We start from the raw sequence: 20,736 nt of genomic DNA on the forward strand, positions 1-20,736 counted from the left end.
GCCGGAGGCGCCGTGAGCTCCCAGGCGGCGCGGTCGCACATGAGCATCGGGGAGGTGCTCGCGCTCCTGCAGGGCGAGTTCCCCGATGTCACGATCTCCAAGATCAGGTTCTTGGAGGGCGAGGGGCTGATCGAGCCCGAGCGCAGCCCCTCCGGCTACCGCAAGTTCACGCACCTGCACGTGGAGCAGCTGCGCTTCATCCTCACCGAGCAGCGTGACCACTACCTGCCGCTGCGGGTGATCAAGGACCGGATGGCGGAGAGCTTCGGCCGCCCGCGTGAGGTCCGGCAGGCGCAGGAGGTCCGGTTCAGCCGGGCGGAGCTGCTCGAGGCCGCGGGGATCGACGACGAGACGCTCACCGAGCTGGAGGACTACGGCCTGCTCGCCCCGGTGGCCAGGCGCTACGACGAGGAGGCGCTCAAGGTGGCGCGCACGGTCGGGGCGCTGGCCCGGTTCGGCCTGCACGCCCGCCACCTGCGGGCGGTCAAGGCGGCGGCCGAGCGCGAGGCGGGGCTGGTCGAGCAGACCGTCGCGCCGATCCTCAAGCGGCGCGCCCCCGGCGCCATCGGTGAGGCGGACGAGGTCGCCCGGGAGCTTTCCACGCTTCTGCTCGACCTGCACGCATCCCTTGTGCGCACGGGTGTCCGTTCGGTCCTGGGACGTTGAGACCGTAGCGAGCTGGGAGGCGGGGGCACATTCCAGGCCCGCTGGGTGTTACGTTGAATTGCAGAAGCCAGTCAGCAGAAGCGATGATCGAAGAGCTGTGCCGGGTGACCGGTCAGGAATACGGAGCAGCCCGTGTTGCAGATGGAGGTCGTGGGCGTTCGAGTAGAAATGCCCACTAATCAGCCGATCGTCTTGCTCAAGGAGGCTCACGGGGAACGGTTCCTTCCTATATGGATCGGCATGACGGAGGCCACGGCGATCGCCCTGGCCCAGGCTGAGGAGCCGCCTCCGAGGCCGCTCACCCATGACCTTTTCCGTGACGTGCTGAGCGCCTTGGGTGTGGGCCTGCGGGCGGTCAACATCGTCGCGCTGCGCGACGGCATCTTCTTCGCCGATCTGGTCTTCTCCAACGGCGTGGAGGTGAGCGCCCGGCCGTCCGACTCGATCGCGCTCGCCCTGCGCACCGGGGCCCGGATCTTCGCCAGCGAGGAGGTCGTCCAGGAGGCCGGGGTGATCATCCCGGACGACCAGGAGGACGAGGTGGAGAAGTTCAGGGAGTTCCTTGACACGATCACTCCCGAAGACTTCGGCAGGGCGGGGTAGGTATTTCAGTGCATTTACGCTTCACGACGCGCCGAGCCGGATCGTTGACTGAGCATGGTCACGGTCCTACGGTGCAAGTGAAACCCGTGGTCGCCCTTTACGAACCCCCAGATCAGGCCACGGGATGAGAGAAAGCCGGAGGTCCGCGTGGCGGTCAGCAGCGGCGAGGGAAAGACGGCCGGCCAGGAAGATCCGGTGCGGCGCGAGAGCGCGCGGCAGCGTGCCGGGGAGCAGGGTCTGCTCTTCGACGAGCAGCCGTCGGCGTTGCCGGGCGACATCGGATACCGCGGGCCGACGGCCTGCGCCGCGGCCGGCATCACCTACAGGCAGCTCGACTACTGGGCGCGCACGGGCCTGGTGGAGCCGACGATAAGAGCGGCGCAGGGCTCCGGCTCCCAGAGGCTCTACAGCTTCCGCGACATCCTCGTACTCAAAGTCGTCAAGCGGCTCCTGGACACCGGGGTGTCGCTGCAGCAGATCCGCACGGCCGTGCAGCATCTGCGTGACCGCGGGGTCGCCGACCTCGCGCAGATCACGCTCATGAGCGACGGCGTCAGCGTCTACGAGTGCACCTCGGCCGACGAGGTGATCGACCTGCTCCAGGGCGGCCAGGGCGTGTTCGGCATCGCGCTCGGGCGAGTCTGGCGAGAGGTCGAGGGCTCCCTCGCGGAGCTGCCGGGGGAACGCGCGGCGGTCGAGGACAACGTCCCGGCCGACCATCCCGCTGACGAGCTGGCTCGCAGGCGCCGCGCGCGCCGCACCGGCTGAACACTCGAAGACCGTCGGGGCAGGCCGGTGAACGGCAAACGGGGCTTAGCGTAGTAATCTGGGACAGCAAGGCTGACGACCCCGTGCGGGAGAGTCCTCGGGCCCCCTGGGCCCCGGGGCGCCGAAGGAGCAACCCTCCCCGGAATCTCTCAGGCATCCTGTACCGCTCGGGTGAGGCAACTCTGGAAAGCAGGTGCGCCCGCCAGGCGCATCTCACCGACGGTGCAAGCCCCCGCAGGGGTGAAGCTCTCAGGTCGCGGCACCGCGCAGGTCGTGGATCGCGCTGACAGAGGGGGAGATCCGGCACTCGTCCGCGCCCTGGCGCCGGTCTCCATAGCCTCGGGAGGCACACCCCATGACCGATCTGTCCGCTCCGCCGTTCTCGTCCAGGCACATCGGCCCATCGGAGTCCGAGCAGCAGCGCATGCTCGAGGCCGTCGGCTTCGAGTCCGTGGCGGACCTGGTGGCGGTGGCCGTCCCGGAGGCCATCAGGGCCAAGGACCGGCTCAAGCTGCCCGCCGCGATCGGCGAGGCCGAGGCCATCGCCGAGCTGCGCGCCCTGGCCGGGCGCAACCGGGTGCTCACCTCCATGATCGGCCTGGGCTACTACGACACCGTCACGCCCGCGGTCATCCGCCGCAACCTGCTGGAGAACCCGGGCTGGTACACCGCCTACACGCCGTACCAGCCGGAGATCTCGCAGGGGCGCCTGGAGGCGCTGCTGAACTTCCAGACGGTCGTCTCCGACCTCACCGGCCTGCCCGTCTCCGGCGCGTCGCTGCTGGACGAGGCCACGGCCGCGGCCGAGGCCATGACGCTGGCGCGCCGGGCCGGCAAGTCCAAGAGCGACGTGTTCGTGGTCGACGCCGACGCGCTGCCGCAGACCAAGTCCGTGCTCGCCACCCGGGCCGAGCCGCTCGGCATCACGCTGGTGGAGCACTCCCTGGAGGGCCAGCTGCCCGAGTGCTTCGGCGTGCTCGTCCAGTACCCGGGCGCGTCGGGCCTGCTGCGCGACTTCCGCGCCGTGGCCGCCGCCGCGCACGAGGCGGGCGCCCTCGTCGTGGCCGCCGCCGACCTGCTGGCCCTGACGCTGGTCGCCGCCCCCGGCGAGCTGGGCGCCGACATCGCGATCGGCTCCTCGCAGCGGTTCGGGGTGCCGTTCGGGTTCGGCGGGCCGCACGCCGCGTACATGTCGGTACGCGAGGGCCTGCAGCGCCAGCTCCCGGGCCGGCTCGTGGGCGTGTCCGTGGACGCCGACGGCGACCCCGCCTACCGCCTGGCCCTGCAGACCCGCGAGCAGCACATCCGCCGCGAGAAGGCCACCAGCAACATCTGCACCGCGCAGGTCCTGCTCGCCGTCATCGCCGGCATGTACGCCGTCTACCACGGCCCCGAGGGACTGCGCGGCATCGCCCACCGGGTGCACCGCTATGCCACCGCCCTGGCCGAGGGGCTGCGCGGTGCCGGCGTGGAGGTCGTGCACGGCGAGTTCTTCGACACCGTGCTCGCCCGCGTGCCTGGCCGGGCCGGCTCCGTCGTGGCCGCCGCCGCCGAGCGGGGCGTCAACCTCTGGCAGGTGGACGCCGACCACGTCTCCGTCTCCTGCGACGAGCAGACCGGCGTCACCGAGGTGGCCAAGGTGCTGGCGGCCTTCGGAGCGGAAGGCGCGGAGCCCGACCCCGAGGCCGCCGCCGACGCGCTGCCCTCCTCGCTGCTGCGCGAGACCCCGTACCTGACCCACCCGGTCTTCCACGCCCACCGCTCCGAGACCGCGATGCTGCGTTACCTGCGCAGGCTGCAGGACAAGGACATCGCGCTCGACCGTTCGATGATCCCGCTCGGCTCCTGCACGATGAAGCTGAACGCGACCACCGAGATGGAGCCCATCACCTGGCCCGAGTTCGCCGCCGTCCACCCGTACGCGCCGGCCGACCAGACCGAGGGCTACCGCGAGCTGATCGGCACGCTGGAGGGCTGGCTGGCCGAGGTGACCGGTTACGACGCCGTCTCCATCCAGCCGAACGCCGGCTCGCAGGGCGAGTTCGCCGGGCTGCTGGCCATCCGCGCCTACCACCGCGACAACGGCCACGGCGAGCGGGACGTCTGCCTCATCCCGTCCTCGGCCCACGGCACGAACGCCGCCAGCGCCGTCATGGCCGGCATGCGCGTCGTGGTCGTGGCCTGCGACACCGACGGCAACGTGGACCTGGCCGACCTCGACGCCAAGATCGACAAGCACCGTGACGCGCTGGCCGCGATCATGGTGACGTACCCGTCCACGCACGGCGTGTACGAGGAGACGATCACCGAGGTGTGCGCCAAGGTGCACGAGGCCGGCGGCCAGGTGTACGTGGACGGCGCCAACCTCAACGCCCTGGTCGGCCTGGCCAAGCCCGGCGAGTTCGGGGCCGACGTCTCCCACCTCAACCTGCACAAGACCTTCTGCATCCCGCACGGCGGCGGCGGCCCGGGTGTCGGCCCGGTCGCGGTGCGCGGCCACCTGGCCTCCTACCTGCCTGGCCACCCCCTGCACAACGGCACGCCGGTCGGCCCCGTCTCGGCCGCCCCGTACGGGTCGGCGGGGATCCTGCCCATCTCGTGGGCGTACATCAGGATGATGGGCTCCGAGGGCCTCACGGCCGCGACCGAGCAGGCCATCCTGTCGGCGAACTACCTGGCCCGGCGGCTGGCCCCGCACTACCCCGTGCTGTACACCGGCCGCGGCGGCCTGGTCGCGCACGAGTGCATCATCGACCTGCGCCAGATCACCAAGGAGACCGGCGTCACCGTCGACGACGTGGCCAAGCGCCTCATCGACTACGGCTTCCACGCGCCGACGATGTCGTTCCCCGTGGCCGGGACGCTCATGATCGAGCCGACCGAGAGCGAGGACCTCGGCGAGCTCGACCGGTTCGTGGACGCGATGGTCGCCATCCGCGGGGAGATCGCGAAGGTGGCCTCCGGCGACTACGACAAGACCGACAACCCGCTGCGCAACGCGCCGCACACGGCGGAGTCGGTCAGCGCGGACGAGTGGCCGCACCCGTACGCGCGCAGCGAGGCGGCCTACCCGCTGCCCTCCCTGCGCGACGGCAAGTACTGGGTGCCGGTGCGCCGCATCGACCAGGCCTACGGCGACCGCAACCTGGTGTGCTCCTGCCCTCCCCTGGAGGCGTACGAGGACTGAGGCGTGCGGGCGGGCGCCGTCAGGCGCCGCCAGTCCTTCGGTGTCAAGTGAGCAGACATGATCGCCAGAAGTGGTTAGGCTCGGTCCGACCGTCGCCACAAGGAGCTCTCTTGACGTCCTCAGAGCTGGAGACCCCGCCCCTCGACACCGCCCGCCTCCTGGCCGAGCGCGGTGACCTCGATGCCGCCGCCGCCATCCTGGGCGAGCTCGCCGCCGACCCCGAGCAGCCCGACCGGGCGCAGGCCGCCGTCGGGCTCGCCGTGGTGCTGGAGCAGCGCGGCGACATGGAGGCGGCCCGGGCCGCCGCCAGGACCGCCCTGGCCACGGGGCATCCCGAATACGCCGCGCAGGCCGCCTGCCACCTGGCCCAGGGGTTCGAGCGGGAGGGCCGGGCCGACCAGGCCAGGGCCGCCTGGCAGGCCGTGCTGGGGGTGGGCACGGCCGCGTACCTGCCGCTGGCCCATCTCGCGCTGGCCCGGCTGGCCGTGGGCGCCGACGACCTGGGGGAGGCGGAGAAGGAGCTGCGGGCCGCCGTGCGGACCGGCATGGATGCGGGCGACGACCGGATCGGGTCGCATGCCGCCCAGCGGCTCGCCGACCTGATGCTGGAGCACGGGGAGCCCGGCGCGGCGGCCGAGGTGCTCCTGGACGCCCTGGAGTTCGCCCCCGAGGACGAGGTGCCCGGGCTGCGGGTCCAGCTCGGGATCGCGCATCTGGAGCTGGCGTGCGCGGAGTTCGCCGAGAGTGTCGAGGGCGGGGCTGACGCGCCGACCAGCGCGCTGGCCATCGAGTTGCTCGCCCGCACCCTGCCCCTGCGCGGGCGCGGCGAGGACGCGGACCGGGTCTGGTCGTACGGGCTGGAGCACGAGGACGAGACCCTGGCCGCCGAGGTCCGGCTGCGCTACCACCGCGAAGCCTGAAACCCCTGCCGTCAGTTGCGGCGCCCGATGGCCGTGGCGGCCGCCAGGTTGATGATCACGATCGCCAGCCACGCGATCACCAGTCCGACCGGCCCCGCCTCGTGCGCCGCGATGCCCGTCAGGGGAATGCCGATGCCCAGGGAGCCCAGGACGATCGGGATCATCGGCGCGCCCGGGATCGGCCGTTTGGCCGGGGCCACGCCGTGCTGGCCCAGCTCGGCCCGGACACGCGTGGCGATCGTGGCGTCGAGGCGCTCGACGAACGAGTCGACGAGCGCGGCATCGTAGTCGGGGCCGAGATCGCGGCGGGCGTCGAGCGTGGCCTGCAGATCGTCTCTGAGACTTTTGTCTGGCATAACGGAAATCATCCCTGCCTGGCGCCGCGCCGTCATCCGTCCTGAGAGCTAGGGCCGGATCCTCCCCAGGTACGGTGCTGCCATGCAGGTGATGACCCCGAGAGGGCCGGCGCTGGTCCAGCTCGACGACGTGCCGGACCCGCGGCTGTTGCTGGCGCTCACGCACGGGTCGGCCGGGACGGTGGAGGCGCCCGATCTGCTGGCCGTGCGCGACGCCGCCCTCGCGGCCGGGGCCTGTGTGGCCAGGGTGACGCAGGCGTTCAGGGTGGCGGGGGCGCGGGCGCCCGGCTCGGCGGTCAAGCAGGACGAGGCCTGGGAGATCGTCCTGGGGAAGCTGCGCGCCCGGCGGCCCGGGCTGCCGATCGTGCAGGGCGGGCGGAGCAACGGGGCGCGGGTGGCGTGCCGTACGGCCAAGGCGGTCGGGGCGGCGGCGGTGGTGGCGCTGGCCTTTCCCCTGCACCCGCCGGGGAGGCCGGAGCGCTCCCGGGCCGACGAGCTGCGCGGCGCCGGGGTCGACGTGCTGGTGGTGAACGGGGATCGAGACCCGTTCGGTGTGCCCGACGCCGCGGACGCCGCACGGCTGGTTGTGCTGCCGGGGGAGGGGCACGACCTGAAACGTGACCCCGCCCGGGTGGGCGAGGTCGTGGCGGAATGGATCATCCGCTACGCGTAGGCCCGGAAGGCCGCGCGGGCGCGGGACGCCCGCCGGAGCGGCTCAGGCCGCGCCGACCACCGGCCGGTGCGGGGCGATGACGGTGCCGCTGGGCAGGAGCTCACCGGTGTCCTCGAACAGGACGACTCCGTTGCAGAGCAGGCTCCACCCCTGTTCGGGGTGACAGGCGAGGGTGCGTGCCGCCTCGCGGTCAGGCGCCTCGGCATCCGGACAGGCCGGGTCGTGCGGGCACATCGGCGTGCCTCCGATATCTCGTGGGATGCTCCCGTTCTGGAGGGGCGGGAGCCGGCTCGGGTAGTTGTGCTGGCAAGTGTGCGACGTGTGTCACACGTTCCGACATAGTCCGTTCGGACTGTTACAGGAGGGTCCCCGGATCGTGTGACCTTCGACACAGCGTGCCTTATGCAGGATAACGGTCCAAGCGCGACACGCGCATCACGTTTGCAATCCCTTGAGCAGAGCGTCGAGTCCGCGCTCGAAGTCCACATCGGCTCTTTCGTCCCGCCTGACCCATTCATCAACTTCAGGGTCGGCCCATCCCGACTGTTGCACCTCCACCGCCACGCTGCCGAACACGAAGGCCCGAAGCGCGCGTACGGCCTCGGGAGCGTCGCCCAGGCCCCCCTCGGCGAGCTGCTCGGTCTGCTCCCTGATCGCGATGGCGGTGGCGCCCTTGGGCGGCTTGGTCAGCGCCAGGGCCAGCACGCCGGGGTGCTCCCGCAGCAGCTCCCGGCCCGCCCGGCACCACGCCTTGGCCGTCTCCTGCCAGGTGGGGCCCTGCTCGACGTGGACGGTGGTGACGTGCTCGGCCAGGGCGTCCATCAGCGCCTCCTTGCCCCGGGGCAGGTGGTGGTAGATGGCCATGGCCTCCACCTGCAGGGCGTCGCCCAGGCGGCGCATGGTGAGGCGGCGCAGGCCCTGGCTGTCGGCGATGTGGAGTGCGGCCTCGATGATGCGCTCGCGGGACAGGGGGACCGGCGGTCTCTTGGCGGGCATGGTGATCATCTTACTTCGTAAAGGGGCTCGCTCCGGGGCGATTTCCGCACGTGTCGCCGGACGGCGTACCCTTGGCGGTTGAACGAGTACCGACAGTTCGAAGGGGCCGGGTCGATGGCGTTTTTCCGTCCGCGGGTGAGCCGGGAGGCAGAGGTCCGCTACCACGCGGATCAGGAGATCTCCAGGAGCTTTCCCCAGTTGCTCGACAAGGCCCGGGAAGCCGAGCTGACGCTGCGCGAGCTGCGCGCCGCAGGGGCCGACGAGCTCGAGCTGCTGGCCGCCGGGCAGGCGTTCGACCGGGCGCTGACGGAGGCGCTGCGGGCCGCCGAGGCGGGGCAGCGGGCCACGTTCGGGGTGAAGGCCTACGACGACCGCATCGCGCGGCGCAAGGCCAAGGCCACCCCGGCGGGCGCCATGTGGACCTCCGAGGTCGAGCGGCTGCGCACGCTGCGGGAGGACAACCGGATGTGGGGCATCCCGCGCATCCCCAGGCCGGTGCCCGCCTCCCGCTGACGGCCTGCCCACAGGCACACGAAAGGGCCCCGGCACACGATGGTGTGCCGGGGCTCTTCCTGTCAGCCGGCCCGGTGGTGTCGGGCCGGGCTCGCGATCACTACGGGGCCGGGCTCTCGTTCGGTCCGGGCCGGTGGCCGTGGGTGGTGTTCAGCTGGCCCAGTCGAGCAGCGGGCGGGTGTTGCTCGGGTGGCGCAGCTTGGACAGCGACTCCTTCTCCAGCTGCCGGATCCGCTCCCGGGTCAGCCCCAGGTGCTTGCCGATCTCGTCCAGGGTGTGCGGCTTGCCGTCCACCAGGCCGAAGCGGAGGGCCATGATCTTGGACTCCCGCGGCGACAGGTTGTCGAGCACGCCGCGCAGCTGGTCGCCCAGCAGCTGGCGGTCGACGATCTCCGACGCCTCGGGGGAGTCGACGTCCTCGATGAGGTCGCCGATCGTGGTCTCCCCGTCCTCGCCGATCGTCGCGTTGAGCGAGATCGGCTGGCGGCTGGTGCGCAGCAGCTCCTCGATCTGGTCCGGCGTCTTGTCGAGCTCGACGGCCAGCTCCTCGGGCGTGGGCTCGCGTCCCAGGCGCTGGTGCATGTCCCGCTCGACCCGCGACAGCTTCGAGAGCATCTCCAGCACGTGCACGGGCAGCCGGATCGTCCGGGCCGAGTCGGCGAACCCGCGCTGGATGGCCTGCCTGATCCACCACATGGCGTACGTGGAGAACTTGAAGCCCTTGGTGTAGTCGAACTTCTCCACGGCTCTGATCAGCCCGAGGTTGCCCTCCTGGACGACGTCCAGCAGGGACATGCCGCGGTCGGTGTATTTCTTGGCGACCGAGACCACCAGGCGGAGGTTGGCCTCCAGCATGTGGTCCTTGGCCAGCCTGCCGTCCTCGACGACCAGGTGCAGGTCATCCTGCACGGCGGCCGGCAGGTCGGGGTGGGTCTCCAGCTTGTACTCGGCGTACAGGCCCGCCTCGATCCGCCGGGCCAGCTCGACCTCCTGCGCGGCGGTGAGCAGCGTGCGGCGGCCGATGGACTTGAGGTAGGTGTGCACCGAGTCACCCATGACGGACTGCGTGTCGTCCAGGTCGAGGGGCTCGTTCTCCAGCTCCTCGGCGCTCAGGGCGAGGTCGTCGGGGACGTCCTCCTCGTGCTCCGGCTTGGCCTCGGACGGGGTGACCGCCTTCGCCGCTTCGGACGTGGCGTTTTTTGCCTCGCCCGCCTTGCGGCCGGTAGTCTTTGCCCGCGAGGTCTTCCTGGCGGTCGTGGCCTTCTGCGGGGTGCTGTTCTTGGGGGCTGTGGTGCTGAGAGACGGCTCGTTCTCCGCGGCCAGGCTCACGCCGGCCTCTGACAGCTCGCGCAGGATCGTGCGGCCTTCAGAGGGGCTGATGCCGGCCTGTGCGAACGCGTCACGCAGCTCCGAGAGAGAAAGGTGACCCTGGGCTCGCCCTCGTTCAATCAGCTGGTCGAGAGTTGCGGGTGGGGTCGCCACGGCGGTTCTGGGCATGAGGACACCTCCTCCGTACGGAGTGGAAGCGATCAGGCAGGTTGTGGTGGGGCGGCTTCGTGTCCGCACGGCGCACCAGTATCAATAACGCCAATCGTCGTTATTTGTTCCCGTGCGCCCGATGCGGGATGAAATAGGGGCGGATCGCCCCATATGCGAACCGCCCCCGGCTGGGTCTTATTCCGTCGAACCGGGTCCGAGCGAGACCTCGGGCATGGGCATGGGCTGGGCGTCTTCCATGCGCTGGTCCGTCCAGTATTCGATGACCTCGCGGGGGTCGGGGTTGACCTCCGTGGAGACCACGATCCCGTCGTCCGGGGCCCCGCTGGGGCTGCTCCCGGGGGCCGGAGTCTGCTGCTCCGGCGGCTGACCGGACGGTGACGCCTTCTCCACCACGGCTCGGGTCTCCCTTGCGACCTGGTCGAGCTTGCCCGCCGAGGCGGCCGCCGCGACTGAGGCACCTCCGACGACGATGACGCCGACGACGGCCGCGGATGCCCACATCTTGCGGGTCTGGTCCATGAAGGCTCCCTCCTTCTCCCCAATATGACGCAGCCGCAACTCGTCAGGTTCCTGCCCTCAGGCGTACCAGGTCGGTCTTCCCGTTCGGCAGCAGGGGCAGCCGGGGGACCAGCCGCAGGTCGCGCGGGGTGGCGTGAGAGGGAAGCCTATCGCGGCAATATGCCCGCAATTGCGAAAGTGTGAGGGGCGTGTCGGGGTCGGCGGGCACCACGACGGCGGTGACCAGCTCACCCCATTCGGGGTCCGGCGTGCCGATCACGGCCGCGTCGGCGATCGCCGGGTGGGTGCACAGGACGGCGGTCACGGCGGCGGCCACGACCTTCTCGCCACCGGTGTTGATGACGTCGTCGGCCCGGCCCAGCACGCGCAGCCGGCCGCCGGTCAGCTCGCCCAGGTCGGAGGTGACGAACCAGCCGCCGTCGAGCGGGGCGGGCGGCTCGGCGAAGCGGTAGCCGGAGAACAGCACCGGCCCCGCGATCCTGATCAGGCCGTCTTCGCCGATCTTGAGATCTACATTGTAAAGGGGCTGGCCGTCGTACACGCAGCCGCCGCTCGTCTCGCTCATCCCGTACGTCGTCACGACCCTGGCGCCGAGGTCGCGGGCCCGATCCACCAGGCCGGGCCGCGGGGCGGCGCCGCCGAGCACGATCGTCCGGAACACCGACAGATCCGCCTCCAGCTCCACCAGCCGGTGCAGCTGGGTGGGCACGAGGGACACGTGGTGGGCGCCGGAGGTCAGGACCGCGTGGGGGTCGAAGGCGGGATGGATGATCGGCTCGCTCTCCGACAGCAGGGCGCGTACCAGGACCTGCAGGCCGGAGACGTGGGAGACCGGCAGGCAGCACAGCCAGCGCTCGCCCTTGGCGGCCTCCACACGGCGCAGCGAGGCGGCGGCGGAGGCGCGCAGCGCGGTGGCCGAGAGCATCACGCCCTTGGGTGCGCCGGTGCTGCCGCTGGTGGCGATCACGACGGCCACGCCGTCCGGGACCCCGGTGCCGTCGCTCCTGGGGACCCCGTCGACGTGGGTCGGGCGCAGGGCGTCGAGGACCGGGCCGGAGTGGCCGGGAGACAGCGGGAGGACGGCCGGGCCGTCGCCGGACAGCGCTTCGCGGATCGCCGTGAACAGCGCGGGTCCCGGAGGCTGCACAATGGCATGCAGCGGACGGTCCGGATGCGACGGGTTCCTCCACATGCTCGTAAGGTTAATGGCGACAGGTCGGACAGTGGCGCAGGGGAGGGTCGTGACGCGTTCTCCCGTGGTCTTCCGGATCCCCATGCGCACACGATTCCGGGGACAGACCGTCAGGGAAGGGGTGCTGCTGCACGGCCCGGCGGGGTGGGGCGAGTTCTCCCCGTTCCCCGAATACGGTCCGCGCGAGTGTGCCCGCTGGCTGGCGTGCGCCCGCGAGGCGGCCTTCGAGGGCTGGCCGGAGCCGGTGCGCGACAGCGTCCCGGTCAACGCGACGGTGCCGGCCGTGGACCCGCAGCGTGCCCACGACATCGTGCGGCGCTCGGGCTGCGGCACGGCGAAGGTCAAGGTGGCCGAGCCGGGGCAGACGTTCGACGACGACGTGGCCAGGGTGGAGGCCGTGCGCGACGCGCTGGGGCCCGCCGGGCGGCTGCGGGTGGACGTCAACGGCGCCTGGGACGTCGGCGAGGCCGTGCGGCGGCTCAAGCGGCTCGACCGGTTCGACCTGGAATACGCCGAGCAGCCGTGCGCCACCCTCGAGGAACTGGCGGCGGTGCGGCGGGCGTGCGACGTGCCGATCGCCGCCGACGAGTCGATCCGCAAGGCCGAGGACCCGCTGCGCGTCAGGGCGGCCGAGGCCGCCGACATCGCGGTGGTCAAGGTGCAGCCGCTGGGCGGCGTGCGCAACGCGCTGCGGGTGGTGGAGGCGTGCGGGCTGCCCGCGGTGGTCTCCAGCGCCGTGGAGACGTCGGTCGGGCTGGCCGCCGGGCTGGCGCTGGCGGCGGCGCTGCCGTCGTTGCCGTACGCGTGCGGGCTCGGCACGATGGCGCTGCTGTCGGGCGACGTCGTGGACGACTCGCTGGTGCCGGTGGACGGCCGGCTCGCGGTACGCCGTCCTTCGGTGAATTTTCAGCATTTGTCGGCATTTGAGATTGAATCTCCCCAGTGGCTTCACCGGATGCAGGAGGCCTCACGTTGAACCCCGCTACGGCGCTGGCCACGGTGCTGGTCGACGAGCTGGTGCGCTGCGGCCTGACCGACGTGGTGGTGGCCCCCGGCTCGCGTTCCGCCCCGCTGGCGCTGGCGCTGCACGCCGAGTCGCGGGTGCGCCTGCACGTGCGCGTCGACGAGCGTTCGGCGTCGTACCTGGCCCTGGGGCTCGCCAAGCGCTCCGAGCGGCCCGTCGCGCTGATCTGCTCCTCCGGCACCGCCACCGCGAACTTCCACCCCGCCGTGATCGAGGCGAGCGAGTCGGGCGTACCGCTGCTGGTGCTGACCGCCGACCGCCCGCCCGAGCTGCGCGGCACCGGCGCCAACCAGACGATCGACCAGATCAAGCTGTTCGGCACCGCCACCCGCTGGTTCGCCGAGGTCGGCGTGCCGGAGGACCGCCCCGGGCAGGTCGCCTACTGGCGCTCGCTGGCCTGCCGCGCCTACCAGCGCGCCGCCGGCGCCGCCAACCCCGGCCCGGTCCACCTGAACCTGGCCTTCAGGGAGCCGCTCATCCCCGACGGCGACACGAGCTGGTGCGAGCCGCTCGACGGCGGCGCCAACGGCCCCTGGGTGCGCGCCCGCGTCGCGCCCCCGCCGATCGCCCTGCACATCCCGCCCACCAGGCGCGGCGTGCTCGTGGTCGGCGACGGCGCCGCCAACGTGCGCCGCTACGTCGCGGCGGCGGGCATGGCGGGCTGGCCGGTGCTGTCCGAGCCGAACGGCGGTGCCCGCTACGGCGACCACGCCATCTCCACCTACCACTATCTCCTGGGCACGCCGGAGTTCGCCGACGCGCACCAGCCCGACGTGGTGGTCACGCTGGGCCGCCCCGGGCTGTCGCGGCCGCTGCTGTCGTGGCTGAAGCGGGCCGGCGAGCACATCGTGGTGGCGCCCGACCTCGACCGCTGGCCCGACCCGACTCGGTCGGCCACGCAGGTGGCGCAGGCCGTGGAGATCCCGGTCGCCTCGGGCGACGACACCTGGCTGCACGCCTGGCGGCAGGCCGACATGGCGGCCAGGGCGGCCATGGACGAGGTCCTCGACCTGTCGGGCACCAGCGAGCCGCGCCTGGCCAGGGACCTGGTGGACGCGCTGCCGAACGGGGCGCTGCTGTTCTGCGGCTCCTCGATGCCCATCCGCGACCTGGACCAGGCGATGCGGCCCCGGCGCGGCATCCGGCTGATGGCCAACCGGGGCGCCTCCGGCATCGACGGGCTGGTGTCCACGGCCATGGGGGCGGCGCTGGCGCACAACGGCCCCTCCTACGCGCTGATCGGCGACCTTTCCTTCCTGCACGACCAGAACGGGCTCATCCTCGGGCCCCGCGAGCCCCGGCCCGACCTGTGCCTGGTGGTGGTCAACAACAACGGCGGGGGCATCTTCTCGCTGCTGCCCCAGGCGGCGGTGCGCGACCCGTTCGAGCGGGTCTTCGGCACGCCGCACGGCGTGGACCTGGGATACGTGGCGGCGGCGACGGGGACGCCGTACAAGCTGGTGGACGACATCAGCGACCTGCCCAAGGCGCTGCGCGGCGAGGGCCCCCGGGTGGTGGAGGTGCGTACGGACCGGGAGGAGAACGTGCTCGTCCACGCCCGGCTGCGCGACGCCGCCCAGGACGCCGTACGCGCCTGCCTGGCGGGCTGACGCCCCGGCCCGCCGCCTCCCCCGGCCGGAGTGCGGCGGGGGCGGACGCTCGCCCGCTTGCCGCGGCCGACGACCGGTCCGCCCACCTCGGCCACTCAGAGCCTCGGGTCAGCCGCCGAGGGCGTCGAGGAGGCGGTTGAGAGGGCTGTCCAGGCCGTACCGGTCGGCCAGGCGGACCAGTGCCTCCGGGTCGCGCGGCTTGGCCGGCAGGGTCAGGTCGGTGTCCGGGAGCGGGGCGTCCGGGGCCACTTCGACGACGGCCGGGGCGGCGCGCAGGTAGTCGCGGGCGGCGGCCAGGCGGGTGCGGCTGCCCGCCGGGAAGCCGTCGGTGGCGCCCGAGTCGAGGGCTTCGAGCAGGGCGTCCAGGGAGCCGAAGCGGGTGATCAGGGCGGCGGCGGTCTTCTCGCCGACACCCGGCACGCCGGGCAGGCCGTCGCTGGGGTCGCCGCGCAGGGTGGCGAAGTCGGCGTAGCCGCGGCCGGGGATGCCGTATTTGGCGGTGACGAACGCCTCGTCCACGATCTGCAGGTTGCGGATGCCGCGCGCGGTGTACAGGACGCGGACCGGGCGGGCGTCGTCGACCAGCTGGAACAGGTCGCGGTCGCCGGTCACGATGTCCACGGCGCCCGTGGCGCGGTGGGTGAGCGTGCCGATCACGTCGTCGGCCTCGTAGCCGGGCGACTCCAGGCGGGCGATGCCGACGGCGTCGAGCACCTCCTGGATCACCGCGATCTGCGGCACGAGCGCCTCGGGCACCTCTTCGGTGTCGCCGTGGGCGACGCGGTGGGCCTTGTACGTGGGGATCGCCGCCACCCGGAAGGCCGGCCGCCAGTCGGCGTCCATGGTGGCCGCCAGCCCGGTGGGGGAGTGCTGGCGCACGAGGGTGGCGATCATGTCGATGAGGCCGCGTACCGCGTTGACGGGCGAGCCGTCCGGAGCCTTGATCGACTCCGGGATGCCGAAGAAGGCGCGGAAGTAGAGGGACGGGGTGTCCAGAAGCATCAGCACCCGTCTATGGTCGCACTCCTGGCCGGTCCTCGCCGGTCGCGGGCCGCTACGGCCCCGGGATGCCCACCGCCAGCAGGCACGCGTCGTCCTCCGGGTTGGGGCCGCCGATGTCGGCGAGCAGGCGGTCCAGCCCCGCGTCCATGCTTCCGTCCGTGCTTCCGTTCGTGCTCCCGTTCGTGCTTCCGTTCGTGCTCCCGTTGGCACTTCCGTTCGTGCTCGCGTCCAGGCCCGCGGCGCCGATCCGGCGGGCGGCGGCCAAGGCCAGGTCGAGGCCGACGTCGATGTCGCGGGTGCGCCGCTCGACCAGCCCGTCGGTGAACATCAGCAGCAGGTCGCCGGGCAGCAGCCGGGTGGTGGCCAGCTCGTACGGGCGGCCGGCGGCGGCGCCGAGCAGCACGCCCCTGGGCTGGGGCAGCTGGCTGGCGACCCCGTCGCGCACCAGGATGGGCGCCAGGTTGCCGGCCTGGGCCCAGGCGAGCACCCGGGTCTCCGGGTCCAGGTGGCCCACGATCGCGGTGGCGGTGGTGTCCTTGAGCTGGTGCAGGACGAGCTCGTTCAGCCAGTCCAGCAGCCGGTTGGCGGCCTGCCCCGTCATGGCCAGGCCGACGAGGGCGTGGCGGAGCTGGGCCATGCGCGAGATCGCGGGCAGTCCGTGCCCCGAGACGTCGCCGATGGCCAGCAGCAGGCGGCCGTCGGAGGCCGGGGCGGCCTCGAACCAGTCGCCGCCGAGGTTCGCGGTCTTCTCGGCGGGCACGTACCGCACGGCGATCCTGGTGTGCGGCAGGTCGAGGCAGCCGGCCGGCTCGGGCAGGATGGCCTCCCGCAGGGCGAGCATCACGTGGCGATCCTCGGCGGCCTGCTCGCGGGCCTCCAGGAGCTGGCGGCGCGACTCCGACACCATGCGTTCGGCGCGGCGGCGGCCGGTGATGTCCTGGATCACGCCGTGCATGCCGATCGTGCCGCCGGGCCCGGCCAGCGGTTCCAGCACGACCCGCACGTCGCGCAGGTCGCCCGAGCCCGACCCCGAGCCCGAGCCGCGCCGGATGCGGAACTCGGCCCGTACCGGCTCGACGCCCTGCACGGCCGACCACAGCAGGCGGTCGAGCGTGGCCACGTCGGCGGGCACGACATGCTCGGCCAGGTCGGGCAGGGCGATGGGGCCCTCGCCGGGGTCACGGCCGAAGATCACGTACACCTGGTCGGACCAGATCGTCTCGCCGGTGTGCAGGTGCCACTCCGCCCAGCCCATGTTGCCGAGCCGCTGGGCGTGAGCCAGCCGTACGGCGAGCATCTCGGCGTCGGTCTCGTGGCCGAGCAGCTCGGCCGCGCCTATGACGTCGACCATGGCTCTCATCCTCGAAGCGCGGTGGAATTGGACAATTGGCCCCACAATACGTGATCGATCGTGAACGGTGTGTAGCGGAGGCTTGTCGTGTGGTGAGACCTTTTCGCGGATTTTAGGGAGGCGCCCAACGAGTAGATTGGCCCTGTGACGTCCTCAGACTTGTATCCCGTGTCCCGTCTTGCCGCCGTCCAGGAGGCCACCGCCAAGGCCGGGCTCGACGCCCTGCTCCTCACGCCGGGTCCCGACCTGCGTTATGTGAGCGGCTACGACGCCAAGCCGCTGGAGCGGCTGACGTGCCTCGTCGTGCCCGCCGCCGGGGAGGCCTACATGATGGTGCCCCGGCTGGAGCTGCCCGCCGCGCAGGCGTCGCCCGCCTCGCGGCTGGGGCTGGACTTCGTGGCGTGGGACGAGACCGACGACCCCTACGCGATCGCGGCGGCGCGGCTCGGGCAGGTGGCCAAGGTGGGCCTGGCCGACCGGATGTGGGCGATGTCGTCGCTGCGCTTCCGCGAGGCGCTGCCGCAGGCCGAGCAGGTGCTGGCCGGCAGCGTGCTGCGGGAGCTGCGGATGCGCAAGTCGCCCGGCGAGGTGGCGGCGCTGCGCGAGGCCGGCGAGGCGATCGACTCCGTGCACCGGAGGGTGCCGGAGTTCCTGCGCGCCGGGCGCACCGAGCGCGAGGTGGCCAGGGACATCGCCGAGGCGATCCTGGCCTCCGGGCACGCGACCGTCGACTTCGTGATCGTCGCCTCCGGGCCCAACGGCGCCAGCCCGCACCACGACGTGTCCGACCGGGTCATCCAGGCCGGGGAGCCGGTGGTGGTGGACATCGGCGGGCAGCTGCACAACGGCTACTGCTCCGACTCCACGCGCACCTACAGCGTGGGGGAGCCGCCGGCCGAGTTCACCGCCTACTACGAGGTGCTGCGCCAGGCCCAGGAGGCGGCCTGCGCGGCGGTGCGGCCGGGGGTGTCGTGCGAGTCGATCGACGCGGCCGCCCGCGAGGTCATCGCCGAGGCGGGCTACGGCGACCACTTCATCCACCGGACCGGGCACGGCATCGGGATCGAGACGCACGAGGAGCCGTACATCGTCGCCGGGAACGGGGAGCCGATGGAGGCCGGGTTCGCGTTCTCGGTGGAGCCGGGCATCTACCTGCCGGGGCGGCACGGCGCCCGGATCGAGGACATCGTGGTGTGCGGCGAGAGCGGCGGCGAGCGGCTGAACAACACGCCGCGCGAGCTGGTGATCGTCTAGCGGCTCGGGCCGGCGGCCGGGTAGGCGTTCTGGAAGGCCAGGCGGGCGTCGGCGGCCTCGGCGATGCCGGTCAGCAGGTCGTCCAGCTCCATGAACACCTGCCAGGCCGGCGCCGCGCCCGCGAGGCGGTCCACGACGAGCTGTTCCAGGCCGGGCACCCGCTTGGCCTTCCACACCTTGTCCGCCAGGCTGACCAGGTGGTCCTCGAGGGTGGTGCCCTCCTCCGTCCAGGAGGCGTGGGTGCGGGCGAAGCGGGCCAGCCGTTCGGGCACGCCCCGCTCCAGCAGGAGCCGGTGGCCGTCGATCTCGTGGGCCGAGCCGGGGCCGGACAGCTCGCCCGGGTGCAGGCACTTGCCGATGTCGTGGGTGGCGGCGCCGAAAAGGACGGCCTCGTGGTCCACGGCGATCGCCGGGTGGCGGGCCCGCAGCCAGGTGATCAGGTCGCGGGCCGCGTCGTGCACCGCGCGCAGGTGGGCGGCCAGGCGGGGCGGCGCGTCCAGCGAGCGCAGGAGCTCGTCGGCCTCCTGGGGCAGGCGGGGCAGGGGCGGGTCGGCGAGGGCGCGCTGGAGGGTGGTCACGCTGCCACGATAGGCCGGGCGGCTGTGGCACAGTCGCTGTCATGTTCGCGGAGATCACGTACGCTACCAGGCCCGGCTCGGAGCGGCCCAACGAGGACCTGGTGATCGCCGGGCCGTCGTGGATCGTCGTGCTCGACGGGGCCACGGCGGCGGCCGGGGTGGACAGCGGGTGCGCCCACGACGTCGCCTGGCTGGTGGGACGGCTCGGCGGGGCGCTGGCGCGGCGGCTGGCCGCCGATGACGGCGCCCCGCTGGCGGCGGTCCTGGAGGCGGCCATCGAGGCCGCGGGGGCGGCGCATTCGGGCACCTGCGACCTGGGCAACCCCGACTCGCCGTCGGCGACGGTCGCCATGGTGCGGTGCGGGGGCCGGGGGTGGCTGGAATACCTCGTGCTGGGGGATTCGGCGGTGGCGCTCTCGCTGGTGGACGGCGGGGTCCGGGTGGTGAGTGACGACCGGCTGGACCGGTTGCCGGGCGGGCGGCCGTACTCGCTGGAGCTGGTGCGGCGGATGCGGAACGCTCCCGGCGGGTTCTGGGTGGCGGGCGCTCGGCCCGAGGCGGCGCGGGAGAGCCTCGTCGGGGAGATGGACGCGACCGGGGTGCGCGGTGCCGGGGTGTTCACGGACGGGGTCACGCGGCTGGCCGAGTGGTACGGGTGGAGCTGGGAGGCCGTGCTCGGCCTGCTGGCGGGCGAGGGGCCGGCGGCGGTGATCGCGGCCGTGCGGGGGCTGGAGGCGGAGCGGGGGCCGGTCCGGGGCAAGCGGCACGACGACGCGACCGCCGCCTGGGGGTGCCTGACGCGCCGCTGAATGCGGGCTGCCGACGCGTATGGCCGGTTCGGGGTGGTGTGCGGTGTATCAGACACCGGTGCCGCGGCTCTGGGATGGGCGAGGGCGGCGGAGGGAGTGCGCATGTACGTCGGCAGGACGGAGGAGCTCGCCCTTCTGCGCGCGGAGCTGCGCGCGGCGGGCGGGGGGTCCGCCAGGAGGGTGGCGGTCGAAGGGCCGGAGGGGATCGGCAAGACCGCGTTCATCCACCACGCGCTCGGCGGGGAGGCGGGCGTGCGGGTGCTGGCCGTCAGCGGCGAGGAGAGCGAGCGGGAGCTCCGGCTGGGGGTCATGCGGGAGCTCATGCGGGAGGCGGCGCTGCTGGGCCTGGGGGCAGCCGAGCGGCCGGAGACGGGCGGGCGCCTCGAGGCGGGCGGGTCCCCGGCGACGGCGGGCGGACTCCCCGTAACGGCGGCGGGGGAGCCGGACGCGTGCGTGGCCGGGCAGGCGGCCTGTGACCTCGTCGCGGGGCTGCCGGCCGGGGAGGTGCTGGCGGTGGTGGTCGACGACGCCCAGTGGGCGGACCGGGCGTCGTTGCGGGCCCTGAGCTACGTCCTGCGGCGGGTACGGGCGGGCCGGGTGCTGGTCCTGGTGGCCTGCCGCGACCTCGCCGACCCGTGGCTGCCGGAGGGCCTGCGGCGGCTGCTGACCGGTGACGGCACCCTGCGCATCGCGCTGGGCGGCCTGAGCGCGGCCGAGCTGGCCGAACTCGCCACCGGCCCCGAACTGGGCGTCACACTCGGGGAGGCGGCCGCCGCACGGCTGCGCCGGCACACCCTGGGCAGCCCGCTGCACGCCCGCGCCCTGCTGGCCGCGCTGCCGCCGGCGGCCCTGGACGACGACAGCGTGCGGCTGCCGGCACCGGGGACGTACCAGCGGCCCTTCGCCGGCCGCCTGCACGCCTGCGCCCCGCCCGCCAGGCGGCTGGTCGCGGCGTGCGCCGTCCTGGGCGGGAGCTGCCCGCTGCACGTGGCCGCGGCCGTCGCCACGGGGATCGACGAGCCGCTGAACGCCCTGGAGGAGGCCGTCGCCGCCGGGTTGCTGCGCGAGCTGCCCGGCCGCCTGGTCGACTTCCCCGAGCCGCTGGCGCGGGCCGCCGCGTACGACGGGATCGGGGCGGGCGCGCGGGCGCGGATGCACCTGGCCGCCTCCCGGCTGACCGACGACGCCGGCGCGGCGCTGCGGCACCGGGCCGCC

General features: G+C 72.9%; 21 protein-coding genes and 1 riboswitch. Of the genes, 12 read left to right on the forward strand and 9 right to left on the reverse strand.

The features are described 5' to 3' along the window. Positions 1–12: 12 nt before the first annotated feature. The 5 genes from AB0J69_RS53745 to AB0J69_RS53765 all read left to right on the forward strand — a co-directional run bounded on the left by AB0J69_RS53745 (position 13) and on the right by AB0J69_RS53765 (position 6,144). Positions 13–666, forward strand: coding sequence for a MerR family transcriptional regulator (locus tag AB0J69_RS53745; RefSeq protein WP_364135309.1), 654 nt, complete (start codon positions 13–15; stop codon positions 664–666). A gap of 132 nt (positions 667–798) precedes the next feature. Then, on the forward strand, positions 799–1,269 hold the full coding sequence (locus AB0J69_RS53750; RefSeq protein WP_090771501.1) for a bifunctional nuclease family protein: 471 nt from the start codon (positions 799–801) through the stop codon (positions 1,267–1,269). A gap of 147 nt (positions 1,270–1,416) precedes the next feature. After that, positions 1,417–2,037, forward strand: coding sequence for a MerR family transcriptional regulator (locus tag AB0J69_RS53755; RefSeq protein ID WP_364135312.1), 621 nt, complete (start codon positions 1,417–1,419; stop codon positions 2,035–2,037). 76 nt (positions 2,038–2,113) lie between these two features. Continuing rightward, positions 2,114–2,213, forward strand: a riboswitch (glycine riboswitch). 179 nt (positions 2,214–2,392) lie between these two features. Then, a complete protein-coding gene (gene gcvP / locus AB0J69_RS53760; protein WP_364135315.1) occupies positions 2,393–5,224 on the forward strand; it encodes an aminomethyl-transferring glycine dehydrogenase in 2,832 nt (943 codons plus the stop codon). Positions 5,225–5,334: 110 nt separating this feature from the next. Continuing rightward, complete coding sequence (locus tag AB0J69_RS53765) at positions 5,335–6,144, forward strand: tetratricopeptide repeat protein (protein ID WP_364135317.1); 810 nt, start codon at positions 5,335–5,337, stop codon at positions 6,142–6,144. Positions 6,145–6,155: 11 nt separating this feature from the next. Here the strand turns inward: AB0J69_RS53765 and AB0J69_RS53770 are convergent, their stop codons facing one another. Next, positions 6,156–6,500 (reverse strand): hypothetical protein, encoded by a 345-nt coding sequence (locus AB0J69_RS53770; protein ID WP_364135320.1) that lies wholly within the window; start codon positions 6,498–6,500, stop codon positions 6,156–6,158. Positions 6,501–6,582: 82 nt separating this feature from the next. Between AB0J69_RS53770 and AB0J69_RS53775 the strand changes: the two genes are divergently transcribed. Next, a complete protein-coding gene (locus AB0J69_RS53775; RefSeq protein ID WP_364135323.1) occupies positions 6,583–7,173 on the forward strand; it encodes an alpha/beta family hydrolase in 591 nt (196 codons plus the stop codon). A 42-nt stretch (positions 7,174–7,215) separates the two neighbouring features. Here AB0J69_RS53775 and AB0J69_RS53780 read toward each other — a convergent pair whose 3' ends face one another. Further along, a complete protein-coding gene (locus AB0J69_RS53780) occupies positions 7,216–7,407 on the reverse strand; it encodes a DUF5999 family protein (protein ID WP_090931239.1) in 192 nt (63 codons plus the stop codon). A gap of 201 nt (positions 7,408–7,608) precedes the next feature. Next, positions 7,609–8,169, reverse strand: a complete 561-nt coding sequence (locus tag AB0J69_RS53785; protein ID WP_364135326.1) for a TetR/AcrR family transcriptional regulator C-terminal domain-containing protein — start codon at positions 8,167–8,169, stop codon at positions 7,609–7,611. Between the two features lie 114 nt (positions 8,170–8,283). On the opposite strand from AB0J69_RS53785, the gene AB0J69_RS53790 reads away from it, so the two are divergent. Then, entirely contained in the window at positions 8,284–8,682 is a 399-nt protein-coding gene (locus AB0J69_RS53790) for a hypothetical protein (RefSeq protein WP_364135329.1), read from the forward strand. 150 nt (positions 8,683–8,832) lie between these two features. On the opposite strand, the gene AB0J69_RS53795 is transcribed toward AB0J69_RS53790, so the two are convergent. The 3 genes from AB0J69_RS53795 to AB0J69_RS53805 all read right to left on the reverse strand — a co-directional run bounded on the left by AB0J69_RS53795 (position 8,833) and on the right by AB0J69_RS53805 (position 11,848). Then, entirely contained in the window at positions 8,833–10,179 is a 1,347-nt protein-coding gene (locus tag AB0J69_RS53795; protein ID WP_364135332.1) for an RNA polymerase sigma factor, read from the reverse strand. Between the two features lie 177 nt (positions 10,180–10,356). After that, entirely contained in the window at positions 10,357–10,701 is a 345-nt protein-coding gene (locus AB0J69_RS53800; RefSeq protein ID WP_364135335.1) for a hypothetical protein, read from the reverse strand. A 43-nt stretch (positions 10,702–10,744) separates the two neighbouring features. After that, positions 10,745–11,848: an AMP-binding protein gene (locus AB0J69_RS53805; RefSeq protein WP_364135338.1), complete on the reverse strand. Its 1,104-nt coding sequence runs from the start codon at positions 11,846–11,848 to the stop codon at positions 10,745–10,747. Between the two features lie 127 nt (positions 11,849–11,975). On the opposite strand from AB0J69_RS53805, the gene AB0J69_RS53810 reads away from it, so the two are divergent. Both AB0J69_RS53810 and menD read left to right on the forward strand, forming a co-directional pair. After that, entirely contained in the window at positions 11,976–12,869 is an 894-nt protein-coding gene (locus AB0J69_RS53810) for an o-succinylbenzoate synthase (protein WP_364135356.1), read from the forward strand. Continuing rightward, positions 12,866–14,527: a 2-succinyl-5-enolpyruvyl-6-hydroxy-3-cyclohexene-1-carboxylic-acid synthase gene (menD, locus tag AB0J69_RS53815; protein ID WP_364135341.1), complete on the forward strand. Its 1,662-nt coding sequence runs from the start codon at positions 12,866–12,868 to the stop codon at positions 14,525–14,527. The genes AB0J69_RS53810 and menD overlap by 4 nt, the downstream gene beginning before the upstream one ends. Before the next feature lie 108 nt (positions 14,528–14,635). On the opposite strand, the gene AB0J69_RS53820 is transcribed toward menD, so the two are convergent. Together AB0J69_RS53820 and AB0J69_RS53825 are read right to left on the reverse strand one after the other, a co-directional pair. Further along, positions 14,636–15,529, reverse strand: coding sequence for a 5'-3' exonuclease H3TH domain-containing protein (locus tag AB0J69_RS53820; RefSeq protein WP_364135359.1), 894 nt, complete (start codon positions 15,527–15,529; stop codon positions 14,636–14,638). Between the two features lie 52 nt (positions 15,530–15,581). Continuing rightward, on the reverse strand, positions 15,582–16,880 hold the full coding sequence (locus AB0J69_RS53825) for a SpoIIE family protein phosphatase (RefSeq protein ID WP_364135344.1): 1,299 nt from the start codon (positions 16,878–16,880) through the stop codon (positions 15,582–15,584). 159 nt (positions 16,881–17,039) lie between these two features. Between AB0J69_RS53825 and AB0J69_RS53830 the strand changes: the two genes are divergently transcribed. Next, complete coding sequence (locus AB0J69_RS53830; RefSeq protein WP_364135362.1) at positions 17,040–18,134, forward strand: Xaa-Pro peptidase family protein; 1,095 nt, start codon at positions 17,040–17,042, stop codon at positions 18,132–18,134. Here AB0J69_RS53830 and AB0J69_RS53835 read toward each other — a convergent pair. Next, positions 18,131–18,712, reverse strand: coding sequence for an HD domain-containing protein (locus AB0J69_RS53835; RefSeq protein ID WP_364135347.1), 582 nt, complete (start codon positions 18,710–18,712; stop codon positions 18,131–18,133). The genes AB0J69_RS53830 and AB0J69_RS53835 overlap by 4 nt on opposite strands. Positions 18,713–18,753: 41 nt before the next feature. Here AB0J69_RS53835 and AB0J69_RS53840 point away from each other — a divergent pair, with 41 nt between their 5' ends. After that, entirely contained in the window at positions 18,754–19,521 is a 768-nt protein-coding gene (locus AB0J69_RS53840) for a protein phosphatase 2C domain-containing protein (RefSeq protein WP_364135350.1), read from the forward strand. Between the two features lie 102 nt (positions 19,522–19,623). After that, the coding region (locus AB0J69_RS53845) for an ATP-binding protein (protein WP_364135353.1) at positions 19,624–20,736 on the forward strand (1,113 nt) is incomplete at its 3' end.

This window comes from Nonomuraea sp. NPDC049709, from assembly GCF_040674815.1.
Taxonomy (GTDB): Bacteria; Actinomycetota; Actinomycetes; order Streptosporangiales; family Streptosporangiaceae; genus Nonomuraea.

What these genes read in the sequence shown, in the direction of transcription:
- AB0J69_RS53840 (WP_364135350.1), top strand. Translation starts at nt 18,754, where the DNA reads ATGTTCGCGGAGATCACGTACGCTACCAGGCCCGGCTCGGAGCGGCCC.
- AB0J69_RS53785 (WP_364135326.1), bottom strand. Translation starts at nt 8,169, where the DNA reads ATGCCCGCCAAGAGACCGCCGGTCCCCCTGTCCCGCGAGCGCATCATC.
- AB0J69_RS53810 (WP_364135356.1), top strand. Translation starts at nt 11,976, where the DNA reads ATGCGCACACGATTCCGGGGACAGACCGTCAGGGAAGGGGTGCTGCTG.
- AB0J69_RS53770 (WP_364135320.1), bottom strand. Translation starts at nt 6,500, where the DNA reads ATGCCAGACAAAAGTCTCAGAGACGATCTGCAGGCCACGCTCGACGCC.
- AB0J69_RS53775 (WP_364135323.1), top strand. Translation starts at nt 6,583, where the DNA reads ATGCAGGTGATGACCCCGAGAGGGCCGGCGCTGGTCCAGCTCGACGAC.
- AB0J69_RS53825 (WP_364135344.1), bottom strand. Translation starts at nt 16,880, where the DNA reads ATGGTCGACGTCATAGGCGCGGCCGAGCTGCTCGGCCACGAGACCGAC.
- AB0J69_RS53820 (WP_364135359.1), bottom strand. Translation starts at nt 15,529, where the DNA reads ATGCTTCTGGACACCCCGTCCCTCTACTTCCGCGCCTTCTTCGGCATC.
- gcvP (WP_364135315.1), top strand. Translation starts at nt 2,393, where the DNA reads ATGACCGATCTGTCCGCTCCGCCGTTCTCGTCCAGGCACATCGGCCCA.
- AB0J69_RS53790 (WP_364135329.1), top strand. Translation starts at nt 8,284, where the DNA reads ATGGCGTTTTTCCGTCCGCGGGTGAGCCGGGAGGCAGAGGTCCGCTAC.
- AB0J69_RS53780 (WP_090931239.1), bottom strand. Translation starts at nt 7,407, where the DNA reads ATGTGCCCGCACGACCCGGCCTGTCCGGATGCCGAGGCGCCTGACCGC.
- AB0J69_RS53800 (WP_364135335.1), bottom strand. Translation starts at nt 10,701, where the DNA reads ATGGACCAGACCCGCAAGATGTGGGCATCCGCGGCCGTCGTCGGCGTC.
- AB0J69_RS53795 (WP_364135332.1), bottom strand. Translation starts at nt 10,179, where the DNA reads ATGCCCAGAACCGCCGTGGCGACCCCACCCGCAACTCTCGACCAGCTG.